Source organism: Sphingomonas sp. Leaf242 (genome assembly GCF_001422045.1).
In the GTDB taxonomy this organism is placed as follows: Bacteria; Pseudomonadota; Alphaproteobacteria; order Sphingomonadales; family Sphingomonadaceae; genus Sphingomonas.
This window is the reverse complement of record NZ_LMLW01000008.1, coordinates 481,450-498,723: the sequence shown is the minus strand read 5'-3', so window position 1 is coordinate 498,723 and position 17,274 is coordinate 481,450. Positions and strand designations below refer to the sequence as shown.

The following is a 17,274-nucleotide window of genomic DNA, read 5'->3' as shown; positions in this document are numbered from 1 at the left end:
CGATGGCGGCCCCGGGGAAACTTCAGAATTTCGGGCCCGACACGGCCTTGCGCACCTTTTTAGGCGCGTCTTCCAACAGCTTGCTGACGATCGGGTTGCGTCCATCCTGCTTGGCATAGGCGCGCGCCGACATGCCCGCGATGATATCCGCCTGGTCGGGATCGGCCCCTTCGGTCAGCAAAACCCGGATCATCGCAACGTCGCGCCGCTGCACCGCCCGGATCAGCGGAGTCTCGCCGGCCGAATTAGCCAGGTTCGGATTCGCCCCCGCCGCGGTCAGGATCGGGATCATCCCCGTCTGCCCCAGCGTCACGGCCAGCAGCAGTGGCGTATTGCCCTTGCCATCGCGCAAATTCGCATCCGCCCCCTTTTGCAGCAGGAAGCGCAGATACACCTCGTCGCTGCGCTTGATGACGATGTGGAGCGCGCCCTCCCCACTCGTCACGTCGCGCGTGTTGATGATGTTGCTGCCGGGCCTGCCGAGCATCTCCAGCACGTCGTTGTTCTTCGCGTCGCGCACCGCGGACAGGAACTTGTACCCCTCCGACTGGCCTTGCGCGAACGCGGGTGCCGTGACGACGGTCAGAGCCGGCATGACGAGGGTGGCGGCGAGCATCAGGCGAATACGCATCGAGAGACTTCCTTGGTTCGTCCTGGATATGGGGCAACGCTTGCGCCGCAGTAGCGAACAGATCAAGGCTAGCGGCACCATGACCCGACGTTTCATCCTTTGCGCGCTCGCTCTGCCCGGCTTGGCCCTGACGGCCTGCACCGCCTCCGCCCCCCCGGCCAAGCCCCCGCTCGAAGGCGCGCGGATCGGCGGCGCCTTCACGCTGACCGACCAGAACGGGCAGACCGTCACCGAGCGCAACTTTGCCGGAAAATACCGGATCATGTATTTCGGCTACACCTTCTGTCCCGATGTGTGTCCGACGGATGTCCAGGCGATCGGCGCCGCGGTGAAAAAGCTCGAATCGAGCGACCCCGCGCTCGCCGCGAAGATCGTGCCGGTGTTCGTGACGGTGGATCCGGCGCGCGATACGCCCGTGGTACTCAAGCAGTTCGTCTCGGCGTTCCACCCGCGCATGGTCGGCCTCACCGGCAGCGACGACCAGATCGCCAAGATCAAGACCGAGTACGCCGTCTATTCGAGCAAGGGCGACGCATCGCCGGGCGGCGGCTACCTCGTAAACCACTCGCGGCAGGCCTATCTGATGGACCCGGACGGCAAGCCCCTCGCTTTGCTGCCGCAGGAACAAGGGCCCGACGCGGTGGTGACGGAAATCAAGCGCTGGGCTCGATGAGCGCGCGCTTCTGGGAAGATACGCCGATCGACCAGCTCGACCGCGGCCAGTGGGAAGCGTTGTGCGACGGCTGCGGCAAATGCTGCATCCACAAGCTCGAGGATGAGGATACCGGTGAGCTCGTGCCGACCAACGTGTCGTGCCGCCTGCTCGATCGCCGCAGCGGGCAATGCTCGGATTACCGCCACCGCCATGCCTATGTCCCCGAATGCGTCCGGCTGACGACCGGCAACGTCCGCGGGATCGACTGGCTGCCGTCGACCTGCGCGTACCGCCTGCGCGCGGCCGGCGAGCAACTGCCCGAATGGCACTACCTCGTCTGCGGCGACCGCGAGGCGGTCCACCGCGCCAAGCAGTCGGTGCGCGGCTGGACGATCAGCGAGGACGAGGCCGGTGAGCTCGAATATCATGTGATCGAGCGGGAACTCTGACGCGGTGATAGCCCGGTGATCGAAGGCCTGGAGATTGTCCGTCACCCCCGCGCACGTCGCGCGCGCCTGTCGATCGATCCCGCAAGTGGCCGGGCGCGTCTCGTCCTCCCGAAACGCGCCGCGCTGAAGCAGGCACTGGCCTGGGCCGAGGACAAGGCGGGCTGGATCGCCGAACAGCGCGCGTTACTCCCGCAACCCCGCCCGTTTGTGCCCGGTGCGGTCCTGACCGTTGCCGACGAACCGCTGACGATCGACTGGACGCCCGGTAGCCGCCGAACCGTGGTCTGCGAAGGCTCGGTCCTGTCGTTGTCGGGTCCGCCAGAAACGATCGCGCGTCGCGTCGAGGCCTGGCTGAAGCGCACCGCACTTGCCGTGCTGGAGATAGAGACCGCCGAATACGCCGCCAAGGCCAAGGTAACCGTCGCGCAGGTCGCGGTCGGCGATGCCAAAGGCCGCTGGGGCAGTTGCGCGTCGAGCGGCGTCATCCGCTACAGTTGGCGGCTGATCCTGGCGCCAAGCTGGGTCCGCCGCGCCACGGTCGCGCATGAGGTCGCGCACCGCGTCCACATGAACCACGCGCCGGTCTTCCACGCGCTGGTCGAGCAGCTGTACGGCGAAGACCCGACACCCGCGCGCGTCTGGCTACGCACGCACGGCGCCGAACTTCACTGGTTCGGGCGGTCGTCCTGAGAGCGATCCTGACGCGTACCGTCGCGCGTTAGCGGCTGGCGTCCTGCCGGCTGTTCCTGACGCGGCTGGTCTCGCCCGGTGACCCGGTTGATCCAGTCCTGGTTGAGCTGTTGCGGCGGTGCGGCCGGAGCAGCAGGCGCCGGCTCGGGCTGATCCGCATCGGGCCGCGGGATCGTATCGCCGGTCTGCGCATCGGTCGGCACCGGCGGCTGGCCCTGCTCGATCGGATTGCCGTCCGCGTCGACCGCCATCTGGCCATTGTCGGGCTGCCCGAAATAGCTCTGCTCGTCGGGCTCCAGCTGCCACTCGGGCAACGTCACCTGCGTATCGAACTGCTCGATCGGCCGGTTCGCGGTCGCGGGCTTCATGAACGCCGCCCAGGCCTTGGCGGGCGCGGTGCCGCCGTGGAGGCCGGCAATCGGCTTGGCGTCGTCGCGGCCCATCCACACGCCGGTGGTGATGCCGCTGGAGAAGCCCAGGAACCAGCCGTCCTTCGACGCGGTGGTAGTGCCGGTCTTGCCCGCGACCGGGCGGCCGATCTGCGCGGCACGCCCGGTGCCGGTGTTGACCGCGGTCTGCAGCAGATCGGTCATCTCGGCGGCGACATACGGCGCGACGAGCACGTGGCTGCGGTCGACCTCATGCGTGTAGATCGTCTGGCCGTTGGCCGTGACTCGCGTGATCCCGTACGGCGTCACCGCAACGCCCTTGTTGGCGACGCTGGCGAACGCGCGCGTCATGTCGATCACGCGGACTTCGGACGTGCCCAGCACCATCGACGGGTGCACATTGACCGGCGTGGTGATGCCGAATCGCCGCGCCATGTCCGCCACCGTGTTGAAACCGACCTCCTGGCCGAGCTTCGCGGCGACGGTGTTGAGCGAATAGGCGAACGCGGTGCGCAACGACACGGCACCGGAATTATGCCGCGAATCGTTGCGCGGGCTCCAGCCCTGGATCGTCACGGGTTCGTCGACGATCGAATCGTCGGGCTTGTGACCGGCTTCCAGCGCGGCGAGGTAGACGAACAACTTGAATGCCGAGCCCGGCTGGCGGACCGCCTGCGTCGCGCGGTTGTAGATCGACGACACGTAATCCTTGCCGCCGACCATTGCGCGAACCTCGCCGCCACGATCAAGCGCGACCAGCGCGCCCTGTGCGCCGGGTGGTGCATTCGCCCGGATCGCGTCGTCGGCCTGGCGCTGCATCGTCAGGTCGAGCGTCGTCCATACTTCCAGCGGCTCGGTGGTCTCGTCGATCAGCGTATCGAGCTGCGGCAGCGCCCAGTCGGTGAAATACCGCACGCTGTTCTGCTTGGGCTCGGGCGCGAGTTTCAGCCCACTGACATTGGCATCGGCGGCCTGCTCGGCGGTGATCGCGCCGGTCTCGCGCATCGTCTCCAGCACCACGCCCGCACGGCCGACCGCGGCCTCCGCGTCGGCGGTCGGCGAGTAGTTCGACGGCGCCTTGACGAGGCCGGCGATTACCGCCGCCTCGGCGAGGCTCAGATGATCCGCGCCATGCCCGAAGAATTTCCGCGACGCCGCGTCGATCCCATAGGCACCGCCGCCGTAATAGACCTTGTTCAGATAGAGTTCGAGGATCTGGTCCTTGCTGAACTTCCATTCGAGCGCGAACGCGAGGATGCCTTCGCGAAATTTGCGGCCGAACTTCTTCTGGTTGTTGAGGAAAACCGTGCGCGCGAGCTGCTGCGTGATCGTCGAGCCGCCTTGCGTCCAGTGGCCGCGGTCGAACCGCACCTTCAGCGATCGCGCAACGCCAACCGGATCGATGCCGATATGCGACCGGAAACGACGATCCTCGACCGACACGGTCGCGTCGCGCATCACCTGCGGGATCTGCGAATACGGGAGCCACTCGCCGAAGCTCGGCCCCATCGACACGATCACCGTGCCGTCGGCGGCATGGACGCGGATCATCTGGCCGTTGGGCGACGATTTCAGGCTGTCGAAGCTCGGCAGTTGCGACATCGCGACATAGACCGCGATCGCCAGCGCACCGAGCGCGAGCAGACCCAGTCCGATGCAGACCTTCAGGAAGACGACCAGCCGCCGACGCCAGCGAGACGCCGGGGTAGACGGGGGCCGACGGGACGGTGAAGCAGAACGCGTACTGGCCATGTGACCGCGAGAATTACGCGTTCCGCCCGCGCCCTACAAGCGCGATCAGGCCGCGACGTTCGCTTTGCGCGGCCGGAATTCCAGCGACAGCGAGTTCATGCAATAGCGCTGGCCGGTCGGCGGTGGGCCGTCGGGGAAAACATGCCCCATATGGCTGTCGCAGCGCGCGCACCGCGTCTCGACGCGGGTCATGCCGTGGCTGCGATCGGTGTGGTCGGTGACCGCATCGGGGCCGATCGGCTGCGTGAAGCTTGGCCAGCCCGATCCGGAATCATATTTGTCCGCGCTGTCGAACAGCTCGTTGCTGCACGCCGCGCACCGATAGATCCCATCGGCCTTGTTGTCGTTGAGTGCACCGGCGAATGCCCGCTCGGTGCCTGCCTCGCGCAGCACGTGATATTGCTCGGGGGTGAGGCGCTGGCGCCACTCGGATTCGGAAAGGTTCAGCTGGTCCATGGGTTTGAATCTCGTGCTGGCGGGACGGATTTCAAGGTGGCCTGACACCGAACGCTAAGTGTGCCCTATTCTGGTTGCATTCGCGATCACCTGGATCAAGGCGGGGCGCAGCAATGGCAGCAGCCACGCCGCACGCGTACTTTCGGCGACCTGGCGGACGATGCCGGCGATGCCGATCGGGCGTGCAAGGCGGCGCGCGAAATCTTCCTGCCAATGCGCGGCAGTGTCGGGGCCACCTCGGATATAGGCGTTGGCCGCGGCGACTCCGCTCGCTAGCGCGATGCCCATGCCCTCGCCCGCCAGCGACGGGATGACGCCGGCCTGATCGCCGAGCCGGAAAATCGCTTCCACCCCCTGACGCTGCCGCCACCCATAGGGGACGTTGGCGATCGCATCGATCGTCGCGGCGCCGTCGACCAGCGCGACCCATTCGCCGAGCGCCGGCATCTCGCGGCCGAGCGCGTCGAGCAACTGCGCGGGCGATCCTGCCGACTGGAGGCGCGAGCGATGGACCGCGAGGCACAGGTTCGCGGTGCCGTCCTCCTGCATCGCCAGCCCGGCATAGCCGCGATCGAACAGATGCAGCTCGATGCCTCCCTCGAGCGACCGGCGCAGCGCGGGAGATGGGGCGATCCGCACGCGCAGCCCGAGCGTCGGATCGGCGCCGCGCGCCGCCTCGGGGCGTACCATCCCGCGAACGTCGTGCTTGCCGCTGGCGAGGAACAGCGCGTCGGGCGCGAAGGTCGCGCCATCCGCGGTGCGGACCGTCGTGCCGTCGATCTCGCGCACCGTGACGCCGCGTTCGACCGGCGTGCCGAGCCGGATGGCTTCGGCGAGCAGCACGGTATCGAGGCGTCGGCGCGTCACCGAAACCGCCGGATGCGGCAGCGCGGCCTCCGCACGCCGCGCGCCGGCGTAGATCCGCGCGCGCGTCACCCGCGCCGGGTTGAGCGCATCGGGATCGATCCCGAGCCCGGCCAGCGTTTCCAGCGTCCGCCAGCTCAGGAACCCGCCGCAGATCGCATCACCCGTCTCGCGCGATCGTTCGACGAGCAAGTGCGGCAAGCCGGCGCGCGCGAGCTGAATCGCGGTCGCGGCGCCGGCGAGCCCGCCGCCGACGATCAGCGCAGGCGTTCGACGCATAACCGGAACGGAAAGACGCGACGGACCTTCGCCTGGGACATCCCCGCCTCGGCGAGGATCGGTGGCCATTCGTCGGGGCGATAGCTGCGCGCGATCGACAGCGTGCCGTCGTGCCGGACGATCCGGTGCCAGCGCGCGAGCGTGGCGAGGATCGGGAACCCCCAATGCGCGAACCCGTGGCGGTGGAGATCGTTGACGAACCACCCCGCGCTTGCATGCGCTTCCATGAACCGCAGGAACGCGACTAGTTGGTCGTGCGTCATGTGATGCGCGACGAGACTGCTGACGATCACGTCCCAGGGTTCGTCGGCGAGATCAGCATAGTCCCCGGTGACATAACGGATATCGCCGCCGATGGCGGTGTCATGCGCGCGCGCCGCCTGTTCGCTGCGCGGGTTGAGATCGACGCCGACGAGGTCCGCTTCGATCCCTTTCGCCTTGGCCCAGCGCGCGATCCGCCGCAGCATGTCGCCATCGCCAAACCCGACATCGAGCACGCGGACGCGCTTGCGCCCTTTGGTCGCGCGGTCGAGGAAATCGAGCGTCGGCCGCCGCGCCATCGTCACGGTGTTCACGGTGGCGAGATCGCCGACCACGTCCGCATAGGTCGCCGCGTCGAGATCGTCCGCGTCCATCAGTTCTTCGGCCTGGCTGCGCGTGGCGAGGCTCATGCCGCGCTCCGGAATCCGAAGCCCTCCGCAGCAAGGCCCGGACCGAACGCCAGCGCGACCCCGTGCCCGATCCGCGGTCCGGCCAGCAGGCGTTCGAACACGAACATCAACGTCGCCGACGACATGTTGCCGTTCTCCGCCAGCACCTGCCGCGACGCGTCGAGCGCCTCGGGTTTGAGCTGCATCGCATGCTCGACCGCGTCGAGGATCGAGCGTCCGCCGGCATGCACCGCCCAGCCGTCGATCGCCTCGGGCGGGTGGCCATCGCTGACGATCGTCCGGAACGCGGTATCCGCCAGTGCCGTGGCGATCCGCGCGGGCACCTCGCCCGATAGGTGCATCGCGAATCCTGCGTCAGTGACGTCCCAGCGAATCAGCGCCTCGGTATCGGGCAGCGCGGCGGCGAACGGCGTGCCGAGTTCGATCCCGCTCGCGTCCGCGGTGACCAGCGCAGCGGCAGCGCCGTCGCCGAACTGCAGCATCGCGAGCAACGGTTCGATATCGGTGGCGGGCTGGAGATGCAGCGTCGAGAGCTCGACCGTCACGACCAGCACGCGTGCGTGACGTTCGGAGCGGACGATGTGGCGCGCGTTGCGCAATGCGACGACCGCCGCGTAGCACCCCATGAAGCCGATCAGCAGTCGTTCGACGCTCGGCGACAGCCCGAGTCGGCGGGCGATGATCTGGTCGATGCCGGGCGCGACGAAGCCGGTGCAGCTCGCCACCACCAGATGCGTGATTCCCTCGACCGCGATTTTCGCGCGCAACGCGTCGATCGCACGGATCGCCAGGTCGGGCGCATATTCGGCGTACAGCGTCATCCGCGCCGCAGTGCCGGGATGCGGTTCGGTCGCATAGAAGCCCGCAGCGTCGACCGGCGAGCCACCGTCGGGGGTCGGCGGCAACACCGACCAGCGATGCGCGATCCCCGACCGCGATGCCATCCGGTCGAACACCCGCGTCGCGCGCGCCTCGGTCCGCGCACGCGCCCAGGCGATGAAGGCGTCATGGATATCGTGATCGGGCACCGCGGTGCCGACGGCGTTCAGGAAGGCAGCGGGGCAGGCGGGGGAAGAAGCAGGCATGTCAGCGGGCACGACGTCCTTTGGTCCGTGCGGGATGGCACGCGATTCGATCACTATACGCACAGCGAGCGATTATAGACGTCGCCGTCGCGGATAATCCGCATGGTCCCACACGGTTATCGCTGAATGATATCGTGAAATGACGTCGCCGACCGCGTCCTTCGCCGTCGCGCGAGTCTGCGGTGGTCCGCCTCAGCGCGGTGGATCGGTCTCGGCGGGGGCATCGATCGCGTCGGGCGCCACGCCATATTTCTCGGCCATCAGCGTCATCGCCCATTCGACATAGGCGGCGATCGCGTGATCTTCCGCGGCGTCCAGCGCCCGGCAGGCATCCTGTAACTGCGCATATACGCTGAACGCGTTCATCATCGAACTTCCACTATCAGGCGCCATGCCATGACGAACGCCAAGGCACGCCCCGATAGCCGAAAACCGGCAAGTCCGCCAGAACCGTATAATATCCCCGATTCGGAGCGAAGTTTCGAAATGGTACGATTAAAACCAAAACAAAACCAATTTGGATATAGTGCCGCAACACTACAGATTGATCCGAAATGAAGTTCAAACAGAGCTATTTTTGTATGTATTTCTCACATGGTTACCTATTTTCAAAGGATTAGGTTGAAAAACCGCGAGGGAAGGAGACAATGTCGTCAGTTCGATCTGTCATGCCGCGGTGGTTCCGCATTGCGAACAGGGCGGGTCGGCCGATGATGTCTCATCCTTGGTGAACGGCGGGAGTCTTTGAGTGAAGAACGAGTCGGTGGTCGAGCTAATCAAGGATCTCACGGCCAAGCTGTCCGCCGTGGCGGAGGAATTCAACGGGCGCGTCGCGCATGCCGCCGAAGAGGCGCCCGTAGGCGAGGAAAACGACGAAGCCGCGCTCGTCGATTATGCCGAGACGGTGCTCGAGCAACGGCGCATGCGGCGTCAGTTCCTGCCGGGCGAACTGTTTCACGAACCAGCTTGGGATATGCTCCTCGCGCTGTTCGTCTCGCGCGACGCTCGCCTGCCGATGAACATCAAGGCACTGGTCAGCATGTCGGACGCGCCGGTGACGACGTCGCAGCGCTGGATCGAACATCTTCACAAGCTCAAGCTCATCGATCGCGTCATCGATCCGACCGATCGCCGCCGCGTCGAGATTTCGCTCAGCCATACCGGCGACCAGGCGATGAAAGCCTATCTGCGGGCGCTCAAGCACCAGTGAACCGCCAGAAGCCGGGCTTCGTAAAGGCACCGGACTTTCTTGCGCGCGTTTATCGATGACCAGAGCAGGCATGCCCGTCGGGCGCGATCTAAAGCTGCGTCCGATGCCCGAATCATGATCGTATACTTGCTACGATTGCTATCGCGGAGCAACGATACAACCAGAAGACAGTTAACGGTCCATTTTAGTGTAAATTTGCGACGAACAAATCACCATTTTCGTTGGAAAAACACGAAAAATATTGCCGCTGTTTGTCGTTTTGATTTAGTAGGTTTTAGTTAAGCGATCCAACGCAATTTTGTTCCCTAACAAAGGTCAGGGGGACAAATTGGTTCGGCAAAATCAAGCATTTGCAATGAGGGCAGGGTACCGATCGGTCTCCGTCACTGCGTTGCGTGCGTTGATCGCCGGAGCAGCGGGCCTGCTCGCGCCAGCGCCCGCCTGGAGCCAGGCCGCTGCTCCGACGCCTGCCGGTACGCCGATCGTCAACACCGCGGCGCTGGGGTTCGACCTGAACGGCGCGACCCAGTCGACCGTCTCCAACACCGTGACGATCATCGTCGCCGAACGGCTTGACGTGAGCCTGGTCCGCACCGGGCAGGGTGCCGTCGTCGTCACGCCGCAGCCCAAGGCGGTGCCGTTCACGCTGACCAATCGCGACAACGGCAATGAATCCTTCGCGATCGCCGCCACCGTGTCGGCCGGCGTGTTCGGCGTCCAGGCGCTGGTGATCGATGCGGACGGCGACGGGCTCTACGATCCGGTCAAGGATCTGCCCCCTGCCGATGGCAGGACTCCGGTCCTGTCGCCCGGCCAGTCGATCAAATTGCTGGCGATCCTGGTTAGGACCGATTCCTCGGGTGGCGCCGCGACCGCAACACTGACGGTCACCGCGCAGTCGACCACAGGATCGGGCCAGCCGGGCAGCTCTTATGCCGGGCTGGGCGATGGCGGTGGGGATGCGGTCGTCGGCCCGACCGGGGCGATCGCCAGCGTCGTCGTGCCGATCACCACGGGCATCGCCGGCCCGTCGCTGTTCAAGAGCCAGTCCGTGCTGGCCGCCGACGGATCGCAGAACGCGGTGCGCGATGCGGTCATCACCTACACGCTCGAGGCGCGGTTCACCGATGCGGTCACCGGCGCGCGGATCGTCGATCCGATCCCCCAGGGCACGGTGTTCGTTCCCGGCAGCCTCACGCTCGACGGCACGCCATTGACCGATGCCGGCGACGGCGATGCGGGTGCCTTCGATCGCAACGCGTCGGCTCCCGGCGGGGCTGGCGGCGGCATCGCCGTCGCACTCGGTCAGGTCGCCGCCGCTGCCGTCCACACCGTTCAATTCAAAACCAAGATCCAATGAGGAGTCCAAGCATGATCACGCGTCCCATGATTGCCGCCGTCCTGATGGCGACCACCGCCTCCGTTTCCGCCGCCGCGGGCCCGCTGCAGGTGACGAGCAGCATCCTCGTCGAGAGCCGCAGCGCGGCTGCCGATGGCACCACGCGGATCACCTTGGTCAAGCCGGGCAAGGTGACGCCGGGCGACAAGGTCATCTTCGTCCTCGCCTATCGCAACACCGGCAAACAGCCGCTGGCCAACGTCGTGCTGGCCAACCCGTTGCCGGCGGCGATCTCCTATCGATCCGCAAATCCCGGCTCGCCTGCACCCGACGTGTCGGTCGACGGCACGACGTACGGCGCGCTCGACGCGCTCCGCGTCCGCAGCCTCGACGGCAGCACGCGCGCGGCGAGCCCCAGCGATGTCACCAGCGTCCGGTGGCGCATTGCGAACCCGATACCGGCCGGTTCGCAAGGCCAATTCGCGTTCCAGGCCGTCCTCAAATGATCTCCCCCCACCACCAAGCCTGACTAATCACACATAAGGAAAATCAAGACATGTTCGCCAAAGGGGTACTACGCACGCTGTTGGCCGGTACGGCCGCCATCGTGTCCGCCGGCACGATGGCCGGCACCGCCAACGCACAGGCACCGGGGCCCGCCGGCACCGCCGCCGGCACGACCGTCACCAACACCGCGCAGGCGAGCTACACCGTCAACGGCGTCCAGCAGAACGCGACGTCGAACGCGGTGAGCTTCGTGGTCGATCGCAAGGTCAACCTGACCGTGATCGCCAACCAGCCGAACAACACGCAGGTCGCGATCGGCCAGACCGCTGCGGTGACGACGTTCAAGGTCACCAACAACACCAACGGCACGCAGGATTTCCTGCTGTCGTCGAGCCAGACGCCGATCCAGGGGCTGTTCAACGGCGACAATTTCGACGTGACCAACATCCACATCTACGTCGATTCGAACGGCAACGGGACCTATGACGCCGGTACCGATACCGCGACCTACATCAACGAACTCGGCGCCGATCAGTCGGCGGTCGTCTTCATCGTCGCCGACATCCCCAACAACCAGGCCAACGTCCTCGCCGGCATCACGCTGATCGCCCAGGTCGCGGCTGGTGGTGATACGGCTGCGCAGGGCCTGCCGCTGGCGCCGAGCGTCGCCCCGAACGACGATAACGTCGTCGACGTGGTCTTCGCCGACAACGACTCGGACGGCCTTGGTCCCGATATCATCTATAACGGACAGGGCCGCGCGGCGCTCGGCTACGAGATCACCACGCGCAACGTCGCCTTGAGCGTCGCCAAGTCGCAGCTGGTGCTGACCGATCCGATCAACCTCGCCGTCGCACCAAAGGCGATCCCGGGCGCGGTCGTGCAATATTGCCTGGTCGTCAACAACAGCACGGTGGGGACGCCGGCGTCGAACGTCACGCTGACCGACGTCGTCCCGCCCAACACCACCTATGTCGCCAACTCGATGTCGATCGGCGCGATCGCGCTCGGCGGCACGTGCCTGCTGACGGGTATCGTCGACGGCGTTTCGCTGGCCGACGATGGAACGGTGACCGTGCCGCTGGTCAACTACACCGGCTCGTTCAACGCCACCACGAAGACGGTGAACGCGCGGATCCCGGTCCTGCTGGGCGGGACATCGGTCGCGGCGACCTTCCGCGTGACGATCAACTAAACCCACCTCGCATCCGAAAGGACCGACCGATCCCGGCGCGTGGCGACGCGTGCCGGGAAAGGATCCCTTATGTCCAGCTCCCGTCGCCTCTCGCGCCTTGGCGCCCTCATTCCGATGCTGTTGCTCGGGCCCGCCATCGGCGCGGCACCGGCGATGGCGCAGACGATCCGTGTCCAGAATACCGCAACGCTGTCGTTCGACGACGCGGGTAGCGACTCCGGCACACGGGCCGTTCCGTCCAACACGGTCGCGCTCGACGTGAACCGTGCCAAGCGTCCGACGACGCTCTCATTCCGTCTGGCCCCGATCAATTACGCATTCACCGGCGCGACGTGTCAGACCGTCCCGACCTATCTGTTTACGCCTGCACCGATCGATGCACCGACCTTTGCCGCGGCGCCCAACGTTGCGGCGCTCGACGTCAAGGAAGACATGATCCTGGTGCTCGACAACCAGGCGGGCAATCACGATCCGGCGGTCCGTGAGACGGCGGTGATCACCGCAAATATTGGCGAAACCAAGGTTCCGCTGACGCTGGTCGAAACTGCCGCCAACAGCGGCATCTTCGCCGGCGGCGTTCCCTCGACCGAAACGGGCCGATATCCCGATCTCGAACCGTGTGAAGTGCGTACGCGCGGCACACCGATCACGCTCAGCTTCGCCGAAGACGAGTTCAGCTACGCGTCGACCGCGTCGATCCTGATCGATCCTGCCGGCTACACCTTCGATTCGCGCACCGGCGCACTGGTCGATGGCACCACCGTGTCGCTGGTCGACGAGAGCGGCCAGCCAGCCACCGTTTTCGGCGACGACGGTGTCAGCCGCTACCCCTCGACGATGATGACTGGTGCGACCGTCACCGACGCCAGCGGGCGCGTCTATCCCGGCGAAACCGGCCGCTATCGGTTCCCGCTGACGACGCCGGGCCGCTATGCTTTGAAGGTGGTCCCGCCGGGTGATTATGTCGCCCCGTCGACCGCCGACCGTGCTGCGCTGGCCGCGCTCAAGGATCCGGACGGCGCACCGTTCATCCTCAAGGATGCAAGCTTCGGGGACGTGTTCACGCTGGCCAGGCCTGAGCCGTTCACGGCGGATATTCCGCTCGATGGCCCCGGTCCCGGCAAGCTGCTGCTGACCAAGATCGCGTCGGTGCGCGAGGCATCGCCGGGCGATTTCGTCCAGTATCTGCTGCGCATCACCAATCGCGATTCGGTGCCTGCGCGCGGACTCCACGTCGCCGATACGTTGCCGAGGGGGCTGCGCTACGAACGCAATTCCGCGCGCGGCGGTGACGAGCCGACCGTGTCGAGCGATGGCCGCAACCTCGATTTCGCGATCCCGCTGCTGGCTGCCGGCGCCTCGACCGAACTGAAATACGTTGTCAGCATCGCGCCGGGCGCACCCGTCGGCGAGGCGCTGAACCGCGCGCGCGTCGCCGGGCAGGGCGACGTCTCCAGCAACGAGGCTGCCGCCTCGGTGCGCCTCCGTCCGCTGCTGTTCACCGATGCGATGACGATCATCGGCCGCGTGACCGAGGGGAATTGCGGCGATCCGGTCGACAAGCGCAAGGGCGTGCCCGGAATCCGCCTGCTGATGGAGGACGGCACGTTCGTCTCCACCGATCGCGACGGGCTCTACCATTTCGAGGGCGTCCGCGCCGGTCGTCACGTCGTCCAGATCGATACGTCGAGCATCCCCGTCACGCATGCGCCGGTCGCCTGCGACATCGACACCCGCCAGGCCAACAGCCCGATCTCGCGCTTCGTCGAGGGCGACGGCGGTCTGCTCAAGCGCGTCGATTTCCAGCTGAAGCCGACCGGCAAGGCCGCCGCTGTCGACGCCGCGCTCCCCGTAACCATCCTCGACGCCGCCACCGCCGCCGGCAGCCGCGACTGGCTGGCCGGTGGACAGACGGCGGGCATCGACTGGCTGTTCCCGCTCGCCGACCACAACCCGCGCGCGCCGATCGTGCGTGCGGTCGTCAAGCACATGCCCGGTCAGCGGGTGGCGCTGACGATCAACGGCAAGCAGGTCGAAGCGCTCGCGTTCGACGGTACCGATCAGCGTGACGGCACCGACATCGCGGTCTCGCGCTGGACGGGTATCCCGTTGATCGACGGCGACAATCGCCTTCAGGCGCGCGTGCTGGCCGCCGACGGCAGCGTCGTGAAGACGCTCGATCGCTTAGTGCATTATTCCGGCGCAGGCGTGCGTGCGGTGTTCGACGCCGCCAGCAGCCGGCTCGTCGCCGATGGCCTGACCCGTCCGCTGATCGCGGTCCGCGTCACCGACAAGACCGGCCGTCCGGTTCGCGCCGGAACGCTGGTGCCGTTCACCGTCGACCAGCCCTACACCGCCGCGGTCGAGGCCGAGCTCGAACAGGGTCGCCAGCTTGCCGGCCGCGAGCGGTCCGCCACCACCGCGCTGGTGGTCGGCGACGACGGGCTCGCCTTCATCACGCTCCAGCCGACCACGCAGGCGGGTGCCGTCCACGTCGTCGTCTCGCTGACCCAGGACAAGGTCGTCCATGCCAACGAGGTTCGCGCCTGGCTCGCCGCCTCCGCCAAGCAATGGGTCGTGGTCGGGTTCGGCGCGGGCTCGCTCGGCTACGACATGCTCAGCAAGCGCCAGTCCGGCCTCCCGCGGTCGCAGCGCGGCAGCGTGGTCACCGACGGCCAGCTCGCGTTCTACGCCAAGGGTCGCGTCAAGGGCTCGTGGCTGGCGACGATCGCCTATGACAGCGACCGCAAATACGATCCCGATCGCGGCCTGCTCGGCACGATCGATCCCGATCGCTATTACACCGTTTATGGCGACGGCTCGCGCCAGGGCTATGACGCCGCCACCAAGCGCAAGCTGTACCTGCGGCTCGAGCGTCGCGAATTCTACGCGCTGTTCGGCGATTTCGAGACCGGCTTCACCGACACGCAGCTGACCCGCTACAACCGCACGCTCAACGGCGTGAAGGCCGCCTATGAAGGCAAGCGGATCCGCGCGACCGGGTTCGCCGCCAACACCGACACGCTGTATTCGCGCGACGAGATCCAGGGCAACGGCCTGAGCGGCCCATACCGGCTGTCGGGGCGCGATATCGTGCCGAACAGCGACAAGCTGCGGATCGAGACGCGCGACCGGTTCCGCTCCGAGCTGATCATCGCGACCACCCAGCTGACACGGCACATCGACTACGACATCGACACCTCGATGGGCACGGTGCGCTTCCGCCAGCCGATCCTCAGCCGTGACAGCAACCTCAACCCGGTCTTCATCGTCGCGGATTACGAGGTCGAGGGCGGCAAATCGTCGAAGCTCGCCGCCGCCGCGCGCGTCGCGACCAAGCTGGCGAACGGCCGGGTCGAGATCGGTGCCGCGGTCATCCGCGACGAGACCGTCGGCAAGGCCACCGTGCTCGGCGCCGATATCAAGGCACACGTCACCGCCAATACCGAACTGCGCGGCGAGATCGCCAAGGGCGGTCGCGGCGGGCTGGGACAGGGCCTCGCCTATCTGGCCGAGGTCGATCACCACGGCACCAAGCTCGATCTGCTCGCCTATGCCCGCCAGCAGGATACCGCGTTCGGCGTCGGCCAGCAGAACCTCGTCGAGGCGGGGACGCGCAAATTCGGCCTCGACGGCAGGCTGCGGCTGACCGATCGGCTGAGCGTGACCGGGGTCGCCTGGTACCAGCAGCAGCTGAGCACCCCCGGTACGCGCGCCGCCGGCGAGGCCCGTATCGAATATCGCCGCGACACTGGCACGATCTTCGTCGGCGGCCAGTTCGCGTCGGACCGCGGCAGGGACGGCAAGGACCGCGACAGCCGTCTGCTGACGGTCGGCGGCACGCAGGCGCTGTTCGGCGACAAGCTGACGGTCACCGGCCAGACCCAGTTCGCGCCTGGCGGCGACAGCGACAGCGTCGACTTCCCGGTCCGCCACCAGATCCAGCTGGCCTACCGGATCAAGCCCGGCATCCGCCTGATCGGCGGCTACGAGATCGCCAACGGCGACGGCTATGTCGCGCATACCAAGCAGTTCGGCGTCGACGTCGCGCCCTGGACCGGCGCCAAGCTGATGAGCACGCTCAACCAGCAAGCGATCGGCGAGAACGGCGCGCGGACCTATGCGCAATACGGCCTCAGTCAGTCGGTGCCGCTCGGCAAGCACTGGACCATCGACGGGACGCTCGACGCCAGCAACACGCTCAAGGGCAAGATCCCTGAAGGCGCGGTCGTCAACGCGTTCCAGCCGGTCACCTCGGGCGGCTATGTCGGCCAGGACCAGACCAACGGCGATTACGCGGCGGCAACGTTCGGGGCGACCTACCGCCAGGCGCGCTGGTCGGTGAACGGGCGACTTGAATATCGCAACGCCGACAGCGGCGATCGCTGGGGCATCACCACCAACTTCCTCCGCACGCTGGGGCAGGGCAAGACGCTCGCGTCGAGCATCAAGGCCTACACGATCAAGGACCGGACCGGCGCGGTCGCGACCTATGCCACCGCCGATCTGGCGCTCGCGCTGCGGCCGCTCGACAGCCGCTGGTCGGTGCTCGAACGGCTCGAACTGCGCCACGAGAGCGCGGATGCCGGGTTCAGCGACTCCAACGCGCTCGGCGTCCCCGCCTATGGCGCAGGCGATCAGGTCACCTCGCGGATCATCAACAACCTCGCGGTCAACTATCGGACCGGTCCGGAAGGGCTCGGACACGGCACCGAGGCGACGGTGTATTACGGTGCGAAATACGTCGCGGGGCGGTTCGCCGATGATACCTATGACGGGTATATCGACGTCACCGGGTTCGAGCTGCGCCAGGATATCGGCACGCGGTTCGATATCGGCGTGAGCGGATCGGTGCAGCATGCGTGGTCGCGCGGCGCCTGGTCGTGGAGCGGCGGGCCATCGGTCGGCGTATCGCCCGCACGCAACACGTGGATCACCGCCGGTTACAACATCTCGGGCTACCGCGACCGCGATTTCGAGGACGACCGCTACACGCGGCAGGGGCCGTACGTGACGATGCGCCTGAAGTTCGACCAGGCGACGATCGGCGGCGCGACGCGCGCGCTGTTCGGTGGTCGCCGATAATCACAGGGAGAGAAATC

At 66.6% G+C, this 17,274-nt stretch carries 15 protein-coding genes; 8 read left to right on the top strand and 7 right to left on the bottom strand.

All coding sequences use genetic code 11. The features are described from left to right. Positions 1-22: 22 nt before the first annotated feature. A complete protein-coding gene (locus ASF09_RS10250; protein ID WP_060526109.1) occupies positions 23-631 on the bottom strand; it encodes an ankyrin repeat domain-containing protein in 609 nt (202 codons plus the stop codon). Positions 632-710: 79 nt separating this feature from the next. On the opposite strand from ASF09_RS10250, the gene ASF09_RS10245 reads away from it, so the two are divergent. Genes ASF09_RS10245 through ASF09_RS10235 form a run of 3 tightly spaced genes read left to right on the top strand, consistent with a single transcriptional unit; the run spans position 711 to position 2,425 of the window. Then, on the top strand, positions 711-1,304 hold the full coding sequence (locus ASF09_RS10245; protein WP_060526318.1) for an SCO family protein: 594 nt from the start codon (positions 711-713) through the stop codon (positions 1,302-1,304). After that, on the top strand, positions 1,301-1,735 hold the full coding sequence (locus tag ASF09_RS10240; RefSeq protein ID WP_055874881.1) for a YcgN family cysteine cluster protein: 435 nt from the start codon (positions 1,301-1,303) through the stop codon (positions 1,733-1,735). Before ASF09_RS10245 ends, ASF09_RS10240 begins: the two co-directional genes overlap by 4 nt. A 15-nt stretch (positions 1,736-1,750) precedes the next feature. Continuing rightward, complete coding sequence (locus tag ASF09_RS10235; RefSeq protein WP_060526108.1) at positions 1,751-2,425, top strand: M48 family metallopeptidase; 675 nt, start codon at positions 1,751-1,753, stop codon at positions 2,423-2,425. On the opposite strand, the gene ASF09_RS10230 is transcribed toward ASF09_RS10235, so the two are convergent. From ASF09_RS10230 to ASF09_RS20305, 6 genes are all read right to left on the bottom strand, one after another. Beyond that, on the bottom strand, positions 2,401-4,566 hold the full coding sequence (locus ASF09_RS10230) for a transglycosylase domain-containing protein (RefSeq protein ID WP_060526107.1): 2,166 nt from the start codon (positions 4,564-4,566) through the stop codon (positions 2,401-2,403). The genes ASF09_RS10235 and ASF09_RS10230 overlap by 25 nt on opposite strands. Positions 4,567-4,611: 45 nt before the next feature. Then, a complete protein-coding gene (gene msrB, locus ASF09_RS10225; protein WP_056053779.1) occupies positions 4,612-5,022 on the bottom strand; it encodes a peptide-methionine (R)-S-oxide reductase MsrB in 411 nt (136 codons plus the stop codon). Between the two features lie 54 nt (positions 5,023-5,076). After that, on the bottom strand, positions 5,077-6,165 hold the full coding sequence (locus ASF09_RS10220) for an NAD(P)/FAD-dependent oxidoreductase (RefSeq protein WP_060526106.1): 1,089 nt from the start codon (positions 6,163-6,165) through the stop codon (positions 5,077-5,079). Next, positions 6,144-6,836 carry a methyltransferase domain-containing protein gene (locus ASF09_RS10215; protein ID WP_060526105.1) on the bottom strand — a complete coding sequence of 231 codons (693 nt, stop codon included), beginning with the start codon at positions 6,834-6,836 and terminating at the stop codon, positions 6,144-6,146. Before ASF09_RS10215 ends, ASF09_RS10220 begins: the two co-directional genes overlap by 22 nt. Continuing rightward, positions 6,833-7,921 carry a type III polyketide synthase gene (locus ASF09_RS10210; RefSeq protein ID WP_060526104.1) on the bottom strand — a complete coding sequence of 363 codons (1,089 nt, stop codon included), beginning with the start codon at positions 7,919-7,921 and terminating at the stop codon, positions 6,833-6,835. The genes ASF09_RS10215 and ASF09_RS10210 overlap by 4 nt, the downstream gene beginning before the upstream one ends. A gap of 192 nt (positions 7,922-8,113) precedes the next feature. Further along, positions 8,114-8,290 (bottom strand): hypothetical protein, encoded by a 177-nt coding sequence (locus ASF09_RS20305; protein WP_156359310.1) that lies wholly within the window; start codon positions 8,288-8,290, stop codon positions 8,114-8,116. Between the two features lie 379 nt (positions 8,291-8,669). On the opposite strand from ASF09_RS20305, the gene ASF09_RS10205 reads away from it, so the two are divergent. From ASF09_RS10205 to ASF09_RS10185, 5 genes are all read left to right on the top strand, one after another. Beyond that, positions 8,670-9,131, top strand: a complete 462-nt coding sequence (locus tag ASF09_RS10205; RefSeq protein WP_056053772.1) for a hypothetical protein — start codon at positions 8,670-8,672, stop codon at positions 9,129-9,131. 355 nt (positions 9,132-9,486) lie between these two features. Further along, a complete protein-coding gene (locus ASF09_RS10200; RefSeq protein WP_156359309.1) occupies positions 9,487-10,491 on the top strand; it encodes a hypothetical protein in 1,005 nt (334 codons plus the stop codon). Positions 10,492-10,502: 11 nt separating this feature from the next. Continuing rightward, entirely contained in the window at positions 10,503-10,976 is a 474-nt protein-coding gene (locus ASF09_RS10195) for a DUF11 domain-containing protein (RefSeq protein ID WP_060526102.1), read from the top strand. Between the two features lie 50 nt (positions 10,977-11,026). After that, complete coding sequence (locus ASF09_RS10190; protein WP_060526101.1) at positions 11,027-12,172, top strand: DUF11 domain-containing protein; 1,146 nt, start codon at positions 11,027-11,029, stop codon at positions 12,170-12,172. 69 nt (positions 12,173-12,241) lie between these two features. Beyond that, a complete protein-coding gene (locus tag ASF09_RS10185; protein WP_235529784.1) occupies positions 12,242-17,257 on the top strand; it encodes a DUF11 domain-containing protein in 5,016 nt (1,671 codons plus the stop codon). Positions 17,258-17,274 lie beyond the last annotated feature (17 nt).